The organism is Sphingobacterium sp. HJSM2_6, from assembly GCF_049316305.1.
In the GTDB taxonomy this organism is placed as follows: Bacteria; Bacteroidota; Bacteroidia; order Sphingobacteriales; family Sphingobacteriaceae; genus Sphingobacterium.
This window is the reverse complement of the sequence record NZ_JBMOXB010000014.1, coordinates 113,675-134,017: the sequence shown is the minus strand read 5'-3', so window position 1 is coordinate 134,017 and position 20,343 is coordinate 113,675. Positions and strand designations below refer to the sequence as shown.

At 36.7% G+C, this 20,343-nt stretch carries 17 protein-coding genes; 3 read left to right on the top strand and 14 right to left on the bottom strand.

Translation table 11 applies throughout. The features are described from left to right. Positions 1-20: 20 nt before the first annotated feature. The 9 genes from ACFRAE_RS13220 to lpxB all read right to left on the bottom strand — a co-directional run bounded on the left by ACFRAE_RS13220 (position 21) and on the right by lpxB (position 7,779). Positions 21-407, bottom strand: coding sequence for a hypothetical protein (locus ACFRAE_RS13220; RefSeq protein ID WP_422797638.1), 387 nt, complete (start codon positions 405-407; stop codon positions 21-23). A 122-nt stretch (positions 408-529) separates the two neighbouring features. After that, a complete protein-coding gene (locus ACFRAE_RS13215; RefSeq protein WP_422797637.1) occupies positions 530-1,588 on the bottom strand; it encodes a PA0069 family radical SAM protein in 1,059 nt (352 codons plus the stop codon). Positions 1,589-1,649: 61 nt separating this feature from the next. Then, entirely contained in the window at positions 1,650-3,752 is a 2,103-nt protein-coding gene (gene ppk1, locus ACFRAE_RS13210) for a polyphosphate kinase 1 (protein WP_422797636.1), read from the bottom strand. Between the two features lie 329 nt (positions 3,753-4,081). Continuing rightward, the gene (locus tag ACFRAE_RS13205) at positions 4,082-4,462 is read right to left on the bottom strand and encodes a hypothetical protein (RefSeq protein WP_422797635.1); all 381 of its coding nucleotides are present in this window, start codon (positions 4,460-4,462) and stop codon (positions 4,082-4,084) included. 5 nt (positions 4,463-4,467) lie between these two features. Next, entirely contained in the window at positions 4,468-5,046 is a 579-nt protein-coding gene (locus tag ACFRAE_RS13200) for a DJ-1/PfpI family protein (RefSeq protein ID WP_422797634.1), read from the bottom strand. 42 nt (positions 5,047-5,088) lie between these two features. After that, on the bottom strand, positions 5,089-5,652 hold the full coding sequence (locus ACFRAE_RS13195; protein ID WP_422797633.1) for an NADPH-dependent FMN reductase: 564 nt from the start codon (positions 5,650-5,652) through the stop codon (positions 5,089-5,091). 18 nt (positions 5,653-5,670) lie between these two features. Then, complete coding sequence (locus tag ACFRAE_RS13190) at positions 5,671-5,886, bottom strand: hypothetical protein (RefSeq protein WP_422797632.1); 216 nt, start codon at positions 5,884-5,886, stop codon at positions 5,671-5,673. Positions 5,887-5,990: 104 nt separating this feature from the next. After that, positions 5,991-6,611 carry a hypothetical protein gene (locus ACFRAE_RS13185; protein ID WP_422797631.1) on the bottom strand — a complete coding sequence of 207 codons (621 nt, stop codon included), beginning with the start codon at positions 6,609-6,611 and terminating at the stop codon, positions 5,991-5,993. 49 nt (positions 6,612-6,660) lie between these two features. After that, a complete protein-coding gene (gene lpxB, locus ACFRAE_RS13180) occupies positions 6,661-7,779 on the bottom strand; it encodes a lipid-A-disaccharide synthase (protein ID WP_422797630.1) in 1,119 nt (372 codons plus the stop codon). Between the two features lie 502 nt (positions 7,780-8,281). Here lpxB and ACFRAE_RS13175 point away from each other — a divergent pair. Both ACFRAE_RS13175 and ACFRAE_RS13170 read left to right on the top strand, forming a co-directional pair. After that, positions 8,282-11,548: a SusC/RagA family TonB-linked outer membrane protein gene (locus tag ACFRAE_RS13175; protein ID WP_422797629.1), complete on the top strand. Its 3,267-nt coding sequence runs from the start codon at positions 8,282-8,284 to the stop codon at positions 11,546-11,548. A gap of 3 nt (positions 11,549-11,551) precedes the next feature. Beyond that, a complete protein-coding gene (locus ACFRAE_RS13170; RefSeq protein WP_422797628.1) occupies positions 11,552-13,297 on the top strand; it encodes a RagB/SusD family nutrient uptake outer membrane protein in 1,746 nt (581 codons plus the stop codon). 74 nt (positions 13,298-13,371) lie between these two features. On the opposite strand, the gene ACFRAE_RS13165 is transcribed toward ACFRAE_RS13170, so the two are convergent. The 3 genes from ACFRAE_RS13165 to ACFRAE_RS13155 form a co-directional block, all read right to left on the bottom strand. After that, positions 13,372-14,574 carry a porin gene (locus tag ACFRAE_RS13165; protein ID WP_422797627.1) on the bottom strand — a complete coding sequence of 401 codons (1,203 nt, stop codon included), beginning with the start codon at positions 14,572-14,574 and terminating at the stop codon, positions 13,372-13,374. A gap of 10 nt (positions 14,575-14,584) precedes the next feature. Then, positions 14,585-15,658 (bottom strand): agmatine deiminase family protein, encoded by a 1,074-nt coding sequence (locus ACFRAE_RS13160; protein ID WP_422797626.1) that lies wholly within the window; start codon positions 15,656-15,658, stop codon positions 14,585-14,587. Positions 15,659-15,723: 65 nt separating this feature from the next. Then, positions 15,724-16,599, bottom strand: a complete 876-nt coding sequence (locus tag ACFRAE_RS13155; protein WP_422797625.1) for a carbon-nitrogen hydrolase — start codon at positions 16,597-16,599, stop codon at positions 15,724-15,726. Between the two features lie 153 nt (positions 16,600-16,752). Between ACFRAE_RS13155 and dinB the strand changes: the two genes are divergently transcribed. Next, positions 16,753-17,823 (top strand): DNA polymerase IV, encoded by a 1,071-nt coding sequence (gene dinB / locus ACFRAE_RS13150; RefSeq protein ID WP_422797624.1) that lies wholly within the window; start codon positions 16,753-16,755, stop codon positions 17,821-17,823. On the opposite strand, the gene ACFRAE_RS13145 is transcribed toward dinB, so the two are convergent. Both ACFRAE_RS13145 and asnA read right to left on the bottom strand, forming a co-directional pair. Next, positions 17,815-19,203, bottom strand: coding sequence for an exonuclease domain-containing protein (locus ACFRAE_RS13145; RefSeq protein ID WP_422797623.1), 1,389 nt, complete (start codon positions 19,201-19,203; stop codon positions 17,815-17,817). The genes dinB and ACFRAE_RS13145 overlap by 9 nt on opposite strands. A 71-nt stretch (positions 19,204-19,274) precedes the next feature. Further along, on the bottom strand, positions 19,275-20,279 hold the full coding sequence (gene asnA / locus ACFRAE_RS13140; RefSeq protein ID WP_422797622.1) for an aspartate--ammonia ligase: 1,005 nt from the start codon (positions 20,277-20,279) through the stop codon (positions 19,275-19,277). Positions 20,280-20,343: the final 64 nt, after the last annotated feature.

The following is a 20,343-nucleotide window of genomic DNA, read 5'->3' as shown; positions in this document are numbered from 1 at the left end:
ATATAGAATTTTAAATTGTTCTATTCCCGAATACAACTCGCTCTCCAGGTTTTACCATCCTTGGCATAGGTAATTTCCAAAGTAGATTCCGTTATCGTTATCGAACCTATTCCTTCTGAAGTGAAAAACAGGCTGTTGTTTTCCCCTTTAGACATTACGATGTCATTTAGATTGGGAATATTGTTGCCAAAAGCAAAATTATAATTATTACCCACTTTTGCTACCGTCACGGATCCATCCCCATATTCCACATTATTTTCATTATTGTTGAAATCGATATATCCTATATCTCCATCATACCTTCCGACAAACAAGTTGTTATCTGCAGGATCATCGTCTTTTGAACAGGCAGTAAAGGTAAGCGCAACCATGATCATTAGACCTAACAATTTCACGAAATTTTTCATAATACGTTTATTTAAAATGTTTTTCAATAAATTATCCAGGGTGGATTATCCAAACACAATGCCAGTCTAATTGCAACATAGCTGTTACAGCTTAAATTTAACAATACTTAACAGGCTTGGTTTTAAAATAAACTTAATTGAATTTGTTGTTTCACATTAAATAAACTGCTATCCAATAAGGGTTGGCTAAGATTCAATTTATTGCGTTTACAATGCAGTTTAAACGTATTATTAATCATTGTTGCCATATTTCCACTTCCTTTCATGCGATTAAAAAACTCGCTATTATTCACTTGCCCATGATGGCAACTTTGAATTTGATGCCAAATTTTATCTGCCCGATCAGGAAAAGCAGTTTGTAGCCAATTTTTAAAAATTTTGCTTATTTCTCCATTCAAACGAACAGTGCTGTATCCAGCCCATTTTGCTCCAGCGGCCGATGCTGCTTTTAATACATTGGGGATTTCATGATCTGTTAAACCTGGTATTACAGGGGCACACATTATACCTACAGGAATTCCATGTTTACTCAATGTTTCTATAACTTTTAACCGTTGCGATGCTGTCACTGTCCGGGGTTCTAATTTTAATCTAGTAGATTCCGTTAGTGAGTTAATGGAAATATAGACTACACATAATTGCTTAGTAGCCATAGTGGTCAAAAGATCCAGGTCTCTTAAAATTAAGCTGTTTTTGGTAATGATACTTATGGGTTGATGATAAGCTAATGCAATTTTCAAAAGGGCTTGTGTTAATTTGAACTTCCTTTCGATAGGCTGATAGCAATCGGTATTTCCAGATAAACTAATTGCTGAGCCCGACCAGTTTTTCTTTTCTAAAAACTCTTTAAAAAGTTTTGGACTATTTTGCTTTACTAAAATTTTGGTTTCAAAATCCAATCCTGCACTATAGCCCCAATATTGATGTGAATTTCTTGCATAACAATAAATGCAACCATGTTCACAACCCTGATAGGGGTTTAACGAATATTCCATGCCAACATCTGGACTATTCACTTTATTCACTATAGTTTTCGGGTTGACCAGCGTATACTGCGTTTTTGGATCTATTTCTTCCCAATCGTCTATACCTTCTGGATGCTCTTTCGTATAGGATTCTTTTAAAAAAACGTTCGGAACATTCTGTTGAGCTCCTCTTCCCTTAAAGATTAGATTTTCCATGATGACATATTTTACACTAAATTACTAAAAATATTAGTAATTTAGTGTAAAGTCTTCATGATTATTCAAGATCTTCCTTGCTTGAATTTTTACTTTTCTTTTTTAAATATTTATAAATTTCGATTTGCGATCGAAATACTTCTTCGCCATGGGCTACGTACTCGTTATTTTGTTTGTTATTCAGGATTCGAGCTTTTACGTTATCATTCAATTGAATTTCTAACATATCTCGAAGTTCCTGTTTCAATTTTTTTTGATGGATCTTAACAGCTGCTTCAATTCGATGGTCTAAATTTCTAGTCATTAAATCTGCTGAAGAGATATATGTTAATTCTTTACCCCCATGGTAAAAGTAAAAAACGCGCGCATGTTCTAAGTATTCATCCACAATACTGATGGCATGTATGGGTTTCACAAATTTCTTTTGGTTAATTGCGCAATAAATACCGCGTACAATCAAATCTATCTTAACGCCTACAGTTGCTGCTTCATATAGTTTTTTGATGCAGTCTTTATCACTAAGGGAATTGATTTTTATGATAATGCGAGCGGTTCTTCCGGCTTTGGCTTCGGCTATTTCCTTATCAACCAACATGGAAATTTGTTTGCGCATATCCAATGGGCATACCATCAAACTTTTATTGTTTTTGATCGAAAGACTTAAATCTACTTTTGGTTTACTTAAGGCATTAAAAATTTTATTGATGTCAGCCATTATACTTTTATCACTGGTCATGAGGCAGTAATCACCATAGAGTTTGGCTGTTTTTTCATTGATATTACCCGTACTTACAAATCCATATTGAATGGTTTTATTATTAACCCTCTTTTTAATAATACACAGTTTTGCATGTACTTTTTTATTTGGGATACCTACCAGTACTTTTACCCCCTCCATTTCAAAACGTTCTTTCCAATCCAAATTGTGCTCTTCGTCAAATCGAGCTCGTAATTCCAACATCACTGTGACTTCCTTGCCATTACGTGCAGCATTTACTAATGCATTCGCAATCTTAGAGTTAGTCGCCATTCGATAAATGGTCGTTTTAATAGTTTTTACTTCTGGATCCATAGCAGCTTCCCGCAAAAGATCGATCAAGGGTCTGAATTCATGATAAGGAAAGGAGAGGAGTACATCCTTTTTTAGGATGATATCAGTTATACGTTCTTTTCCTGCAAACTCAGGATGTATAAACGAGGTTCTTTCTTCTGGCTGATGAGAGGATTTGAAAACATTAGGAAAATCCATAAAATGTTTAAAATTATGAATTCGTTGACCAGGAATGATGCTGTCTTTTTTCGTCAGATTTAACTTTTTTATTAAAAAGTCCAATAACTTAGCATCCATGTCTTGATCGAATACAAATCGAGTAGGTTTTCCTTTTCTTCTATTCTTTATTCCCTTACTTATTTTTTCAACTAGACTGGTGTTTACATCATTATCAATATCAAATTCTGCGTCCTTAGAGATTTTAAATGTATTTGCCACAAATTTGTCAAAACCGAAATAAGAGAATATGAAAGGTAAGTTTACTTTGACCACATCTTCAATTAAAATGATGTGTTTCTGATTTTTTGGGGAGGGTAATATTACAAATCTGCCGAGTTGTCGAGAAGGCAATTCGATAATAGCGAGCTTTGTATCATACTGCCATTCTTTTTTATACATGGCTACCCCTAAATACAAGCTTTTATCTCTGAGGTAAGGCATAGGTTTGCTATCATCGAGCAATAATGGGATGATGCTGCTTTCGACCTCTTGATCAAAATAATCACGTACGAAAGCCAATTGAGTCGCGTTTAATTCCTCAGCGGTTTTGATGTAGACTTTCTCCTTGGCCATTTCCCTTTGAACCTGTTGCCAGATTCGATCAAATTTCTTCTGTTGTTTTATAACCAGCTCCGTGATTTTATCTAATATGATCGTGGGATTTTCGTAATAATAGGAATTTACTTCTTTACTATTTAACTCAGCGGCTCTTTTTAATGCAGCGACTCTGACCCTAAAAAATTCATCTAAATTGTTAGAGAATATTCCTAAAAATTTTAAACGAAGAACCAAAGGGACGTTCGGATCCGCAGCTTCTTGAAGCACTCTACCATTAAAACTTAACCAACTAATATCTCTTGGAATAAACTTTCCAGCCATCTCTTGTAAATTCATAATTGCTCCAAATATGTTGGAGCTTTGTGAATTTTAAGTTAAGAAAATAATACCATATTATTAAATAATATTGATAGATCTACATTAAACTGTGGTAGAGTAAATTATAGGAGCCGTAAAGTTTACTTTGCGCTCAGGAATGGATATTTTTAGTCGGATATTTCATTAATTGTATCAATTATTTTTTAAAAATATAGTTAAAATATTACCTAGATGGTAAATTTTAATTGCTCGAATGTAATTTGTACTACAAGATTGGCTGTAAAATAGAAAAGCGATAATTTCTTGAATGAAATTATCGCTTAGCTTATACAAGTCTAAAATACCGTTTACTTAGTTAAGCCTCTTCTTTTAAGAATATTGATTGCTTGGTAGCTATTACTGTCAAAATGAGGTTCTTCCAAATTTAAGGTTTTTGGAAAAGGCTTGTTTTTATCAAAGAAATACACTTTGGTGATACTACCATAATCATTAACTGGAAATAAATCGGCGCATTCATCATATTGCGCATTGATTGGATCAGCGACTGTCACCGCATAAATTCGAATTATTCCACCTTTATTCTGCTCATTTCTTATAAATGCCACTTCCTCAAAGCCACCTTGCAAATCTTTTATGGATGGTTGCGAGAAGGAATCATACAAGATATAACCTATAATTCCCAGAATTGGAATCAATACCCACCAAAGTTTTTTTCGTTTCTGTTGCATACAATTTATAGGGTGATCGTAATATTTAATAATTTATAAAATTCTTTGAGGATTGCTTGATGACCAGGCCATGCAGGCGAGGTTACGAGATTTCCATCCACTATCGCTTGGTCTGCAGGAATATTTTTCCAAGTACCTCCAGCTAATTCAATATCTGGACCAACAGCCACATAGGCCGTAAGCGTTCTTCCTTCTAACACTCGAGCAGTGGTCAATACTTGGATACCATGGCAGATGGCTGCTACAGGTTTATTTGTTTCAAAGAAATGTTTGGTAATTTCAATCACACGTTTATTTAATCGGATATATTCTGCAGAACGACCCCCAGCGATATAAAGTCCATCATAGGCTGAAGGATCTACCGCATCGAAATCTTTGTTTATTGCAAAATTATGTCCTCTTAATTCTTTATAAGTTTGATCACCTGTGAAATCATGTAACGCAGTTGGAACAACATCGCCTTTTTTTCGATCGGGTGCAATGGCATCAACCTCCAAACCGATGGCGCCCATTGCCTGAAAAGGTACCATTGCTTCGTAATCTTCTACGTAATCTCCTACTAATAATAAAATTTTTTTTGCCATGATGCTTTTTTATTAATGAACTATTAAACCGTATTATTTATTTTATTCTGATTCTTCGAATCCCTTAGCTATTAAACGTTTGGTAAGCCGTACTTTGGCTTCCAATTGACTTCGATACAATGGATTAATCACGCCTTTACCTTCCTCAAAATTTTCATAAAATAAAGGCAGGGAAAAGACCGCCAATAAACGAGCGCCATCTCTAGGCATTCGTTGCTCCGCTGCTTCAAGCACAAACTTAGCTCCATTCTTTCCGTTGGAGGTTCCCATTAGAAAAACAGGTTTCTGACTAAATAGTTTTCTTCCCTTAATTCGGGATGTCCAATCCATCAGGTTTTTATACGCAGCAGCATAACTGCTGTTATTTTCGGATAATGAAACTAAGATGAAATCTGCCCAGTCAATATGTGCTGCAAATTGATGTGCTTGTTCCGGTATTCCATTTTGTTCTTCCCGGTCGATCGAAAATATTGGCATTTCAAAATCATTCAAATCCAATATCTGAATAACATCTTCCGATTCCTTATAATATTTGGAAACACTAGTCACTAATTTTTTATTAATTGATCGACTACTATTACTTCCTGCAAAAGCCAAAATTTTCATTCCTAAAAGTACAAAAAATTAGGGGTTTTTGCTGTTAGATTTATGTAAAGAAAAGGAGAGTAATTTATCGTGGGAAGGAAGCAAATAACGTTGCTCCTCGCCATAACGAAGGAAAAGGCTATCGAATACGCGCCTAAAGATTGCAGAACCTTGGATATTCCATTCATCTTTAAAACCACTGCGTGATGGAGTTGCCAAACGAATCGGAAGCTTATTCTTCAGACTAATTTTCATTAGTCTGAAGCATAAAGACATGCAGTTACGCCTTAGTCTCTTACCGAGTGGTTCTAAACAGACTAATGGCTTATGGCCCTATCCTAATTGGATCGAGCTCATTCTTAATAAGCTACAAGCTCGAATTTACCCTGATTACCTGGGGAACCGGAATAGATTTGACCTTGAGGCAAACCACGTAATCCTGGTGAAGATAAGGAGATTCGACTGTAGATTTGACGTATTTCATTGTCAGCGCTAGATCTTAACCCTCCAGGTTCTACATCGACAAAGAGAAAGTTTTTACCTTTCTTATTGGTCATTTGAGGTTGAATACCCTGGGTATTATAAGCTAATTTAATCTGAGCACCATTTCCATTAGGGTAGGTTTTTGTTCCATTCATCGCATCATTGCCTCTACCAATTAAAAATAATGAGCCTAACTTTTGTATGTTAACCTTTATATCCAAATTGCTGGCATTGTTCTTACTATCTTGACCAAAAATGACTACGTTATTGCCTATTTCTGCATAACCAATTTCTAGTTTTACATCTTTTTTGCCAAAAAACTCCAATTTCGAGCGATCAGCCATGATCAATGTGTCAATAATGATCGTCATGGAAGAATCTCCTCGATTAAATAATTTTTTTTGCTTTTTCCCTAATTCTAAGCGTTGGATGTGTTCGGTTTGTGCCATCCCCATAAAGCTTGATAAAAGGAGACCTATGCTAATTAATATTTTCATAATAACTTAATTACATTAAATAAGTAAGACAAATTTTAGTTAAAAAGGTTTAGTTAGCAGCTGTTAAGTAGTTTTTTATCAATGAAGCTGTTTTCTCTGAAGCTCCAGGTGTTCCCATTTTTTCCATTAAATCCTCGTAGTTCTCCAATACGCTAGCTCGGTGCTCCGGATTGGTCAATAATTTGCCGACTTCATCGGCAATGGTTCTAGCATTGCAATCGTCTTGAATTAATTCAATAACCGATAAATAATTGTTGATAAGATTAACCAAAGAGATAAAACGCACTTTGATAACTTGTCTTGCGATGTATACAGAAATTGGATTGGCTTTATAAACAACAACTTGAGGTACTTTGAAAAGCGCTGTTTCTAACGTTGCTGTTCCACTTGCAACGACGGCTACATCGGCATGCGTCAATAAATCATAGGTTTGATTAAAAACGACTTTAATGGGGTAATCCCCATAGTATTGCTCGTAAAAACTGAGTTCAAAATTTGGTGCCCCCGCAATTATCAGCTGATGCAATGGAAAGAAATTGTGAAGTTTTACCATTTCTGGTAAAATATGCGCAATTTCCATCTTCCGACTACCCGGTAATAAAGCAATGATTGGATGATCATTTAGTTCATGGTCACGTTTGAAATTATGGTTTGGTTGATATTGACTAATGGCATCCAACAATGGATTGCCTACATAATCCACATGGTAATTGAATTGCTTATAAAAGGAAACTTCAAATGGTAAAATACAAAACATATGGTCTACCAACTTTTTGATTTTATAAACTCTTTTCTGGTTCCATGCCCAAATTTTTGGAGAGATATAGTAACAGACTTTAATCCCCAGTTTTTTAGCATATGCCGCAACTTTTAGGTTAAAGCCTGGAAAATCTATTAAGATCAGGCTGTCTGGCTGTACCTCAAGAATATCTGCTTTGACTTTTTTTAAGTTTTTTGCAATACTCCGGATATTCATCAGGACTTCAACAAAACCCATAAAAGCCATTTCTGAAGTATGTATTAATGCCCTTTCTTCGGAAGCTTTTTGCATTTCATCTCCACCTACTATGGTAAATGAAGCAGATGGATCTTCTTTTTTTAAAGCTTTAATTAAGTTAGCACCATGCAAATCGCCTGATGTTTCTCCCGCTATGATGTAATATTTCATGTTTCTCTTAAAGTTTTAAAGATAAGCATTCTTCTCTCCATGATGCAATAATAAGGTGAATTGCATAAGGTATGTTAGGTATCAATTTTGGATTTTGTTTGGATTTTGTTCGGTTATTTTAAATCTAGAACCGTTCAATATCCGAAGGAGATCCGAATAAGATGCGCTTAAGAGAAAAAGGGTCCTACCCCTATTTACCCTGTGTCTAAAGGATGTTTTTCGATGCTTTAGAAGCATGTTTTGTCTATTGATTATTAAAAAAATCGATTGAAATTATTTTTAACTAATTAATATAATAATTACACTGTTATTGAAGCAAAATTTTAATAAATTAGGGTGTTAATATTAATAAATTATATTATATCTCTGTCATTACCTAATTAAAACATATTATACCTAGTTACTTGTCTTAAAATTTTTAAAATTATTTAATACTTTATTAATATTAAGAATATTTTACAAGTGTTTACTTTGCTGTTAAATAAAAACTTAAATCAACCTTATGAAAAAACATTATGCATTGCTGCCTATGTTATTAGGCTTGTCAGTTTATTCGTTTTCAGAAGTTATTTCAGGGAAACCTCTAAGTAGCGTTGAACGAATAGATTTTGAGTTGACACAAAACATTATTCGAGGTAAAATCAAAAATTCCAATGGCGAAGGGGTCGCTGGAGCTTCGGTGCGAAATTTGACTAGCTCTGTAATTAGTCAATCGAATGAACAGGGCGATTTCGAAATTGCTGCGAGTTTGGGAAATCAGCTTCGAATCACGATGGTTGGATATACTTCGCAAGATGTGCTAGTCCAAGGAAATGATATGGTCATTACCTTAGTTTCATCCAATGAAGAGTTGGATGAAGTTGTTGTAGTGGGGTATGGAAGACAAAAAAAGGTGAATTTGACGGGTGCTGTAGCACAGATTGATTCGAAAGTGTTGGAGGATCGGCCTGTAGCAAATGCAACGCAAGCACTACAAGGAGCTGTACCCAATTTGAATATTAATTTTAGCAATGGTAGGCCAGGAGGTGAGGGATCCGTTAATATCCGGGGATTTGCTTCGATTAATTCTGCAAATGCGGCTCCATTGGTCTTGGTTGATGGTGTGCCTGGCAATATCAATAATATAAATCCTCGAGACATTGAGTCTATTTCTGTGTTAAAGGATGCTTCTGCTGCCGCTATTTATGGTGCTCGTGGAGCATTTGGCGTCTTGTTGGTCACGACCAAGAAAGGAAAAGCGGGCAAAATGAACATTGGGTATAGCAATAATTTTGGGATGGCAGATCTAACGGTAAATACCGACTTTATGACCAGTGGATATGATGCAGCCATCCTAAATGATGAGGCCTTTATTCGTGCTACTGGAAATAAGTATACCGGATATTCCGATGATGACTATGCCGAATTGCTCAAGAGAAAAAATGATCCAAGTCTTCCTGCGGTAGTTATTCAGAATAGAAATGGTAAAGATCAATTTGTATACTACGCAAATACAGATTGGTGGAATACGTTTTACCGAGACCGAATGAATTCCATGGAACATGCGTTAACGTTTTCTGGAGGTTCTGAAAAGATTGATTACTATATTTCAGGTCGACTATACCAGAAAGGTGGATTGATGAAGGTTCAGCAGGATGACTTTAACTCGTACAATTTAAGATCACGAATAAATGGACAGGTAACCGATTGGTTAAAAGTGAGCAATAATTCCCAACTCAATTATCAAAACTACACCTATCCCGGATGGAATTCCAGTGCTGATGCGAATAATAACTTTATTTCGACTACAGTGCATGCATTGCCATCCTATGTGCCGATCAATCCAGACGGAACAGCCACGTATCGTACGGAATTAAATAATTACAATATCGGTGATGGGATCATGGCAGACTTACTTTACGGTAAATCAAAAGGAGGGGATAAGGAATATGAGTTTATCAATCTTTTTGAAGCAGAAGCGAAACTAATGCCTGGATTGGTATTAACAGGGAATTATACCTTTACTTACAATCCATTAAATCGCTTTACACGTCGTGTTCCAGCACCTTGGTCCATATTTCCAGGAGTAGTCAGCTATCTAGGGAATGATCAATTGGTGGAATCACTTGCATTGACTAAAAAGCATTCCTTAAACTTATTTGCCAATTTTAATAAGCAATTGGGAGATCACCAAATAGGAGCGACAGCGGGATATAATCAAGAGTTAAATGTGTATGATAATATCGGTGGTACTCATACCAATTTATTATCCGAAGATTTAAATGATTTCGCATTGGGAACAGGACAACCTACTTTAGCTGGAGGAGCGAATACCTGGGCATTACAAGGATTTTTCGGAAGGGTAAATTACAATTATAAAGGTCGGTATTTATTGGAAGTAAATGGTAGGTATGATGGAACATCGAAATTTCCTTCCAATCAACGCTATGGGTTTTTTCCATCTTTTTCAGCGGGTTGGCGAATTATGGAGGAACCTTTCTTAGCTGCAGGAAAGGATATTGTGAACGAAGCTAAAATTAGAATTTCTTATGGATCATTAGGAAATGCGCAAGAGGCAGCAGTATATGGTTATGTTCCCTTGTTGAATGCCGGTACGAATAACTATATCACAAATGGTACAAAAACTCAATTCCTGAGTTCCCCAACTCCAATTTCTGCAGATTTAACTTGGGAACGTACGAATACCTTAAATTATGGCGTTGACTTGGAGTTTCTACAGAATCGTTTGACGACTTCCTTTGATTATTTTATTCGTGAAACGCTAGACATGTTGATTCCTGGTAAAACTCTTCCTTCCGTATTTGGGGCATCGTCACCTAGAACAAATGCCGGTGATTTGAGAAACGTAGGTTGGGAACTTTCTTTGGCTTGGAGAGACAATATGGAAATCAATGAAAAAACTTTTGGGTATAATATAGGTATTGGCTTATCGGATTCTAAGGCTAAAATAACTCGATTTGATAATGAGAAATTCCAATTGAGCAATTATTATGTAGGGCAAGAGGTCGGGGAGATTTGGGGATACAAAACAGCTGGATTTTTCCAAAGTAATGAAGAAGCTGCCAGTTGGACAATCAATCAAGACTATGTGGATCGACAACGCTTAGCGGCACCTGGTGACTGGTCTAAACTTCAAGCTGGGGATTTAAAATTTGTAGACCTATCCGGTAAAGATGGGGTGCCAGATGGAAAGGTGGATAATGGAGAAAACACCTTATATAACCCAGGTGATCAAGTGATTATTGGTAATTCAAGAGCAAGATATACCTTTGGAGTAAACCTAGGAGCTAATTACATGGGATTTGATGTATCTGCATTCTTCCAAGGAATAGGTCGACAAAATTGGTGGCCAGGAGCAAATGCCGATAAATTTTGGGGGCCATATTCTAGACCTTATTTCTCTTTTGTGCCTAAGGATTTCGAAGAGGATGTTTGGACCCCAGAAAATCAAGATGCCTATTTTCCATTATTAAGAGGCTACATTGCATTGAATGATCGCGGATCGCTAAATGTTAAATCGGATCGGTACCTGCAAGATTTAGCCTATATCCGATTAAAAAATTTAACCATCGGCTATACCGTGCCTTCGGCATTCATTCAAAAAATGAAGTTAAGCCGTGCGCGTATTTTTCTATCGGGAGATAATATATGGACAGCGACGAAATTACGCTCTGAGTACATTGACCCTGAACAAGCTTCTCAAGAATCTAATGGACGCGCATATCCTTATTCGAGAACATTTTCTTTTGGATTAGACTTTAGCTTTTAAATCATGAAAAAATTAGTTTATTTATATATAATTATAGCTGGCTTTACGATAACGGGTTGTAGTAAAGACTATTTAGACCGTACACCACAGTCTAGTATTTCTCCAGATGCATCTTTTAAGACTTTAAAAGATTTAGAACTGTTTACCAATTCATTTTACGACTATCTGCCTTCCGCAGAGGGTGTTTATAATGAATCGGTAGATAATATTGTGAAAACAACCTTGGATGATAACCTGACAGGAAAACGAGTGGTTCCAGTGAACGGAGGGGGATGGTCTTGGTCTCAACTTCGAAACATCAACTTCTTCTTAGATAATTGCTTCAATACATTGTCAGAGACGGAAGCAGGTCCGTATGCTGGGGTAGGTCGATTTTTTAGAGCTTACTTTTATTTCGAAAAATTAAAGCGATTTGGAGATGTTCCTTGGTACAGTAAGCAACTAAATCCGGAGGATAATGAATTGCTGATGAAAGCTCGCGATCCAAGAACTTTAGTCGTAGATTCCATTCTTGCTGATTTAGATTACGCCATTGCCAAGATGTCTGCTGTAAAATCCAATGAACGGGCAACGAAATGGACAGCATTGGCTTTAAAATCCAGTGTAGCCTTATTTGAAGGTACGTTTAGAAAATACCATAAGAACCTGAATTTACCTGATGCGGATAAATTACTGCAAATTTCAGCAGATGCAGCCAAACAACTCATAGATGGCAAGCAATACCAAGTGTATACTGGAGATGGAGTTGATTCCTATGGTGCCCTATTCCGCTCGGTGAATAGCATTGGGGAAGAAGTAATTTTAGCAAGAAAATTTTCTGATGCCCTACAGATTTGGCATAATGTAAATTATTATACCATTACGGCTTCTTATGGGAAGCCTGGATTAGAAAAGCGTTTGGTGAATTCTTATTTGATGAAGGATGGTACACGCTTTACAGATAAGCCTAATTACGAAAAAATGACTTTTTCGGAAGAAGTTAAAGATCGTGATCCACGCTTAAGCCAAACAATTCGTACTCCTGGGTATAAGCGAATAGGTGGAGCTGCCGCCTTAGCTCCAAATTTCGGAAATACGATAACGGGCTATCAATTGATTAAATTTGTTGGGGATGTAAAATACGATAACTTCAATCGTTCGGAGAATGATATGCCTGTAATTCGTTATGCCGAAGTGCTTTTGAATTATGCGGAAGCCAAGGCAGAACTCGGAACCCTAACACAAGCCGATTTGGACCTATCGTTGAATCTTTTAAGGACGCGTGTAGGTATGCCAGGATTGAACCTTGCCAATGCCAATGCAAATCCCGATAGTTATTTAGCCGCAGATTACCCTTTAGTTACTTCTGCACAAAAAGGAGCCATATTAGAAATAAGACGAGAACGACGAATAGAATTAGTGATGGAAACGTATCGTTGGGATGATATTTTAAGGTGGAAATGTGGTCAATTGGTAACTAGGCAATTCAAAGGAATGTATTTTCCTAGTGTTGGTAAATTTGATCTGGATCAGGATGGTAAAGATGATTTGTGGATTTATGAAGGAAATAAGCCTACGGCATCGGGCATACAATTGTTAAAATTAGGTTCTGAAATACTTCTTGAAAACGGGACGAGTGGTAATGTCATCATCAATTCACATATCAGCAAAGTATTTGATGAAGCAAAAGATTATTTTTACCCTTTGCCATTAGAGGATTTGCAATTAAATGAGAATTTAGATCAAAACCCGGGCTGGGACGATAATTAAGATAGCTAATAAAAAAAGCCTCCAAACGATTTGGAGGCTTTTTTTATGCTGTATTGAATACCGTAAAATACGTATTAAATTCCTAGTTCTACTTGGAATGTACCACCCCAAGAACTGCGTTGGTTATGATTTTTGAAATCTCCATCTTTAAACGTATAGTTTCCATTTAATTGAAATTTCAAACGATGTGCTTTCATGTATTTGGTTAAACCGAGTTCCATCACTTCCGTTTGTCTTTCGAAAAATTTAATATCCTGATGCGGTTGAACGACTGTGTAACGCGCTGCAATTTCATACCCTTTATTTAATAAATAAGAGGTTTGTTGGTTGATTCCCCAACCTTTGTAGGCTACAGTTTCGGTAGGATCATCCTCATCAGTCATATTTAAGGGATTATCTACATCCCGACGCATATATTCCACCTGATAAGCAAATCCCATGTATTTAAAGATAGCATCAGCATAACTGGTTTTTAAGGAAAAGGGATTGAGCACATATTTGCCCGTTTGCCCTCCCTCACGAGTCGTCCGATCGTTATAGCTATAGCCAGCACCAATAGAAAGCTTTGGCGTTTCTTCACGTTCCAAATCGCCTTCAGAATAATCATTGTCATTGGTGAACTTGCCGAAAGGTAAAAATTCTACCCTACCGGTATAGGCTAAGCCATCATCAGTAGAATTTGCGGGCCTACCTTCTCCCGTGGTGACTGCTGCTTTTGCTACAAAAGCTACAGATCCAACTTCCTTGCTGTAGTTCAGGGAAAGTCCAAAATCACGATCGATGGTAAAGTTCGTATTTACAAGGGAGCGATCTGCAAATTGCAAAGAACCAGAAGAGTTAACCCTTTGTCGGTTTCCAGGCAATTTATTTTGACCAAAAGAAATGTAAAAGTCGTCGGAGAAATTGTAGAACATCACCGCGTCACGCACAATGTTTGGAATGCCCGTATCGTCATAATCCTGATCAGAACGTGAAAAAGCTAACTGCACGGAGTAGGATATTTTAGGGGTATAGATATACCCATCCATCCGCATCCTGAGGCGGCGAATTCTAGCGTCGAAATTCCCATCATCTTCTCCATTGATTACATTGCTAAATCCTAAACGGTTTTGCATTCGAAAACGAAAGTTCGTGTAGAATAGCGAATCTTTTGATTTAAACTGAATTCCTTTAAAATTCAAGATCGTTGCACGATCATCTCGTTCTTGTGCTTGAGCGCCTTGATTTACTCCAATAATTAGCGCTCCTATTATCAACAGACGGGAGAATGTTTTCATAAACTAAAGATTATATGCTAGGTTCTTGTTGACTTAAACAATGGAAACTTCCTAGTCCCCAGATAATATCCACCGAATTGATTCCTATCACTTTACGATCAGGAAAGCAAGATTGAATAATTTCAAGCGCTCGCTCATCATTTGCATCTTGAAAAATTGGAACGACCACCACTTTATTTGCAATATAGAAGTTGGCATACGATGCAGGAAGCTGTTGATCTTCAAAAATAACTGGTTTTGGCATCGGAAGTTCAATAATTTGAAGCGGACGGCCATCTAGTAAGCGAAACGATTTTAAGATTTCTAAATTTTCCTGTAAGATCGCATAGTTATCATCATTAGGATCTTCTTCGATTACCGTAAGGACAGTGTCTTCAGAAACAAATCGTGTAATGTCATCAATATGGCCATCGGTATCATCACCAATAATTCCATCAGCAAGCCATAACACCTGCTCTTGGCCGTAGAAATCTTTTAAATAGTTTTCTATTTGCTCCCTCGTTAATTGCGGGTTTCTATTTTCATTTAATAGACAAGCTGTGGTCGTGAGTACGGTACCCTTACCATTAAACTCTACAGATCCACCTTCCATTACGATAGGAGGTGTAAATAATTTTAACTTAAATTCTTCAGCAATGCGAGTAGGAACCACATCATCTAGGTCAAAGGGTGGATATTTACCTCCCCATGCGTTGTAGCCCCAATCAACGATTGCTTTTTCGCCAGTATCTTCGTTGATTAAAAAAGCAGGACCATGATCTCTACACCAAGCATCATTAGTGGGATTGAAATGGAAACTGATATGCTCCAGTTTTGCACCTGCAAGTTTAATATGGGATAAGGCGAAGGTTTTCATCGCTTCATCTGCGACATTGATGCGAACGTATTGATCTTCAGCTACCAATTGAATAAACCTAGCGTATGGCTCGAAAATACTTTCGAGTTTTCCAGGCCATGATGCTTCTTTATGTGGCCAACTCAGCCATAAGGCTTCTTGTTTTTCCCATTCCGCGGGAAACCTAAAACCCTGTGCTTTTGGGCTGTCTTGAATAGTATATAGTGTTGAATTAACCGTATTACTCATGTGGTAAAAAAATAAGATACATAGTTCCTGATGTAGAAACAAGGTATATTAAATAAAATCAGAAATTAATCTTCGTCAATAAATCGTTTGGTGATTGGACTGTAAGTTTCAATTCTACGATCCCTTAAAAAAGGCCAATGTTTCCGGTAATAATCTGACTGGTTTAAATCCAATGTAACGACTTGTACTTCTTCTTGGTCGTGTGAGGCAAGATATAACAATTTACCTTGAGGATTGGCGACAAAACTTCCACCCCAAAATTTCATGGCACCGTCTTGTTCAAAGCCTACACGATTCACGGAAACAACGGGAACACCATTCGCTACGGCATGAGAGCGTTGAATAGTTTGCCAAGCATTATATTGATCCGCATTGGTTTCTTCATCTTGGTCTGTTGCCCAACCAATCGCTGTTGGGTAGAATAATATTTCTGCACCCATTAAAGCTGTAATTCTTGATGCTTCAGGGTACCATTGGTCCCAACAAATTAAAATACCTATTTTACCAAATTGGGTCTTGAATACTTTATAACCTAAATCACCTGGAGTGAAATAAAACTTTTCATAGAATGCGGGATCGTCAGGAATATGCATTTTTCGGTATTTCCCTAAATATGATCCATCTGCATCAATAACAGCGGTGGTATTATGGTAAAGCCCTTGAGTGCGTTTTTCAAATAAGGAAGCAATAATGACTACACCTAACTCCTTAGCAATAGGAGCAAGCGCATCAGTGGATGGGCCAGGGATAGATTCGGCCAAATCGAAATTATCATAATCTTCCACATCACAAAAATAGAGTGATGTAAATAACTCTTGTAAACAAACAATTTGAGCACCTTTAGCAGCGGCTTCACGAACTTTTTCAATAGCTTTAGTTAGATTCGCTTGTTTATCTTTTACACAAGACATCTGAACTAAACCAACATTTACTTTACTCATCTTTCTTATTTATGTATATTTTGGGCGTAAAGATAATGATATTTCATGAGCTAAAGGAAAAAGGAAGTAGGACTTAAATTATGTTCTAGTCAAGTTCCTGAATTAGCCCATCTGAACACCTAAAGATTAAACAAGAAATCAATAACTTTGTTTATGCGAAAAATCATTCATATTGATATGGATGCATTCTATGCTTCTGTAGAGCAACGAGATTTTCCTGAATTTAGAGGAAAGGCCTTAGCTGTTGGGGGTTCACCAGATGGGCGAGGAGTGGTTGCTACAGCGAGTTATGAAGCTAGAAAATACGGCGTTAAATCTGCCATGTCTTCTAGAATGGCCTTAAAACTTTGTCCTCAATTAATCTTTACTCGGCCTCGATTTGAAGTTTATAAAGAGGTTTCAAATCAGATCAGGGCTATTTTTAGGCGATACACAGACTTGATAGAACCTTTGTCATTAGATGAAGCATATTTGGATGTTACACAAGATAAGTTGAATATAGGTTCAGCCTTGGAAATTGCCCAACAGATAAAAGATGCGATTCAATTCGAATTGAATTTGACTGCCTCCGCGGGAATATCTGTCAATAAATTTGTCGCCAAGATTGCCTCTGATATCCATAAGCCAAATGGATTGACATTTATTGGTCCTTCAAAAATCATCCCTTTTTTAGAGTCCTTACCAATAGAACGTTTTTTTGGTGTAGGAAGAGTAACCGCTGAAAAAATGAAAGGTATGGGGATATTTACCGGCTCGGATCTGAAGAATTTTTCTGAAGACCTATTGAAACAACGATTTGGGAAATCCGGAAAGTTTTTTCATCAAATGGTTCGTGGCATTGATGATAGACCAGTTAAGCCTAATCGAATACGTAAATCTATTGGAATAGAGGATACCTTTGAGAATGACCTGCATAAGGAGGAAGATTTGCTTGAAGAGTTGTTGAAATTAAGTGAAAAATTGACTGAGCGGATTGCAAAATCGGAAAGTTGGGGTAGAACCCTAACATTAAAAGTAAAATTCGCTGATTTTAGTGTCAGCAGTAAAAGTAAAACCTATACCCAAAAGTTAATAGGTAAGAAAGCCTTAAACGATTGTGCCAAAGAACTATTCGCATTGTATAATTGGGAATCAAAAGCTGTCCGGTTATTAGGCTTAACCATTTCAAACTTTATAGATCCAGCCGAAGATCAGCAAGTTGATGTTCAGTTACGGTTATTCTGACCAGTTTCCTTGAATTTCGTGGGTTTTGGAAGGGAATGATTTGGCAAATTGTATGGCTAAATTATTCATGTAAAAGTTGCTAGTGACCAGTTGATCTTGTGTTATCCCTTCATCAATATGCGAAAAGCTTAATTCATTCTCAATAAAACCGATGGCATGTAACTTGTTCTTTTTAAAATATATGAAACTTTTTTCGTCCGAGTTTCTTCCTTTATCGACAATAACGAAAGATTTTTGTTGATTCTCTAAAGCTAAAAGGGCATTTTGTACGCGCAAATTGTAGGTTTTTTGGTCAGGAAACTCCATGCTCAAGGTGGATATGCGGTCAATTTGTGGAAGGGCAGTAGGATTGAAAAATTGACAAAGACCTAGAACAAGTTGATGATCATGGATTAATTTATGGAGAAACTGAGTGGATTCCAATACAGAATTAAAATAGTATAATGGCTGAGTGTGTTTACGAATCTGACCGATTGATAATCTTAAATAACCGTTTTGATCTTCATAGCACCATAAGCCATATTTAGGGTCGTATTTTTTAAGAGCGAGGTTATATTTAGGCCATAATTTTTTGATATAATCACATTCCATTAATAAAGCCATCAATTCAGTTCCTGTTTCTTTAAATTCAATATGTATGATTTCATTGATAAATTGCTGCCTACGCAAACTGGAGCTATTTCCAGTAAAATGACCAATGACTCGTTTTTTAATATTGATGGCTTTACCTACATAAATGATTTTATCCTGCGCATTTTTAAATAAATAAATGCCAGTAGTTTGGGGTAAGGATTCAAAAACATCGTTTGGTAGGTGAGTAGGCAGCCGTTGTTCTTTGGCCTTCGGTAGCGTAGCTTTCACAATATGATGTTCCTCATCGGCAGCTAATAGCATTTTAAACAAGGTTAAAGTCGCTTCTGCATCTCCAAAAGCACGATGTCGATCTCTTATGGGTATACCTAAAGATTGGCAAAGTTTACCAAGGCTATAGGAAGGTAAGTTTTTGAAAATTTTTCTAGATAAGCGGACTGTGCATAGTTTTGGAGCCCTCCAATCATACCCTGCCAACTTTAAGGCAGCTTCTATGAAGGAATAGTCAAAATGAACATTATGCGCTATAAAAACACGACCAGCTAATAATTGGAAAATTTGGGCGGCTACCTCGCTAAAGGTAGGTGCGGGAGCAAGCATGTCATCTGAAATTCCAGTTAATGCCTGAATGTGAAAAGGAATGGGTTGAAGTGGATTGATTAAGGTGCTAAATTTTTCAATAACCTGTTTTCCATCAAAAATAAGGATTGCAATTTCCGTAATGCCATTTGCAGCAGCATAAGATCCGGTTGTCTCAATGTCAACAATAGCATATTCTGGATTCTTCATTAAACAAAAATAGTACTAATATTTTTAATTACTAAAAATATTAGTACTATTTTTTAACTTCTATAGCATTATTATAGAAGTTCTACTCCTTTAGCTAAGAGTGAATCCTTTTTAATAGGATCCCAAATACTTACTTGAACTTCGCCAATATGTTGCAGCTTTAACATAAACATACATATTCTAGATTGTCCAATACCACCGCCAATTGATTCGGGCAACTGATTGCTTAACAAAAGCTGGTGAAAGGTTAATTGTTGTCTATCTAAACTATTACGGATTTCTAATTGGGTCATTAACGCTTTTTTATCCACGCGAATACCCATAGAAGACAATTCAAATGCGGTACCTAAAATAGGGTTCCAAACTAAAATATCCCCATTTAAACCACGGTAACCACGCTCGTTATTGGTACTCCAATCATCATAATCTGCTGCACGTCCATCGTGTGGTTCTCCATTGGAAAGACTTCCGCCAATTCCGTAGATAAATACAGCGCCATATTCTTTTGCAATTGCATTTTCACGTTCTTTTGGTGTGTAGGTAGGATAGGTAAGCAGGAGTTCTTCAGAAGATACAAAATGTATTTCCTCTGGTAGAATAGCTTTTATTTCAGGATATTTTTCGGAAACTGCTTTTTCTGTTTGAAAAATGACTTGGTAAATGTCTTCCACGGTTTTTTTCAGGAAGGTTAAATTACGATCACTAGTATCTATGGATTTTTCCCAATCCCATTGGTCCACATAAATGGAATGTATAGGTGAATAATCTTCATCAGGTCTTAAAGCACGCATATCTGTCAATATCCCTTCACCTGGCAACATCTCCAACTCTTTTAAGCGGATCCTTTTCCATTTAGCTAATGAATGGACTACAACAGCACGTTGATCATTTAAAGATTTGATAGGGAAGGATACAGGTCTTTCAATGCCATTTAAATCATCATTAATACCTGTGCCATCCAAAACCACGATAGGTGAAGAAACTGGAGTTAAATTCAATACATTTTTTAAGCCATTTGCAAAAGTTTCCTTTACAAACGTTATCGCTTGTTCTCTTTTTAAAATATGTCTTCCCATTAAAATTTTATAAAAAAAAATTAACTAGTTTGTGGTTCCACGATCAGAAACCCATAGCCTTATA

Bases quoted from the DNA above. Each gene is read 5' to 3' on its own strand.
- ACFRAE_RS13145 (WP_422797623.1), bottom strand. From the start codon at position 19,203: ATGAAGAATCCAGAATATGCTATTGTTGACATTGAGACAACCGGATCT.
- ACFRAE_RS13170 (WP_422797628.1), top strand. From the start codon at position 11,552: ATGAAAAAATTAGTTTATTTATATATAATTATAGCTGGCTTTACGATA.
- ACFRAE_RS13200 (WP_422797634.1), bottom strand. From the start codon at position 5,046: ATGGCAAAAAAAATTTTATTATTAGTAGGAGATTACGTAGAAGATTAC.
- asnA (WP_422797622.1), bottom strand. From the start codon at position 20,279: ATGGGAAGACATATTTTAAAAAGAGAACAAGCGATAACGTTTGTAAAG.
- ACFRAE_RS13215 (WP_422797637.1), bottom strand. From the start codon at position 1,588: ATGGAAAATCTAATCTTTAAGGGAAGAGGAGCTCAACAGAATGTTCCG.
- ACFRAE_RS13155 (WP_422797625.1), bottom strand. From the start codon at position 16,599: ATGAGTAAAGTAAATGTTGGTTTAGTTCAGATGTCTTGTGTAAAAGAT.
- ACFRAE_RS13160 (WP_422797626.1), bottom strand. From the start codon at position 15,658: ATGAGTAATACGGTTAATTCAACACTATATACTATTCAAGACAGCCCA.
- ACFRAE_RS13190 (WP_422797632.1), bottom strand. From the start codon at position 5,886: ATGAAAATTAGTCTGAAGAATAAGCTTCCGATTCGTTTGGCAACTCCA.
- ACFRAE_RS13185 (WP_422797631.1), bottom strand. From the start codon at position 6,611: ATGAAAATATTAATTAGCATAGGTCTCCTTTTATCAAGCTTTATGGGG.
- ACFRAE_RS13205 (WP_422797635.1), bottom strand. From the start codon at position 4,462: ATGCAACAGAAACGAAAAAAACTTTGGTGGGTATTGATTCCAATTCTG.
- ACFRAE_RS13195 (WP_422797633.1), bottom strand. From the start codon at position 5,652: ATGAAAATTTTGGCTTTTGCAGGAAGTAATAGTAGTCGATCAATTAAT.
- lpxB (WP_422797630.1), bottom strand. From the start codon at position 7,779: ATGAAATATTACATCATAGCGGGAGAAACATCAGGCGATTTGCATGGT.
- ACFRAE_RS13220 (WP_422797638.1), bottom strand. From the start codon at position 407: ATGAAAAATTTCGTGAAATTGTTAGGTCTAATGATCATGGTTGCGCTT.
- ACFRAE_RS13165 (WP_422797627.1), bottom strand. From the start codon at position 14,574: ATGAAAACATTCTCCCGTCTGTTGATAATAGGAGCGCTAATTATTGGA.
- dinB (WP_422797624.1), top strand. From the start codon at position 16,753: ATGCGAAAAATCATTCATATTGATATGGATGCATTCTATGCTTCTGTA.
- ACFRAE_RS13175 (WP_422797629.1), top strand. From the start codon at position 8,282: ATGAAAAAACATTATGCATTGCTGCCTATGTTATTAGGCTTGTCAGTT.
- ppk1 (WP_422797636.1), bottom strand. From the start codon at position 3,752: ATGAATTTACAAGAGATGGCTGGAAAGTTTATTCCAAGAGATATTAGT.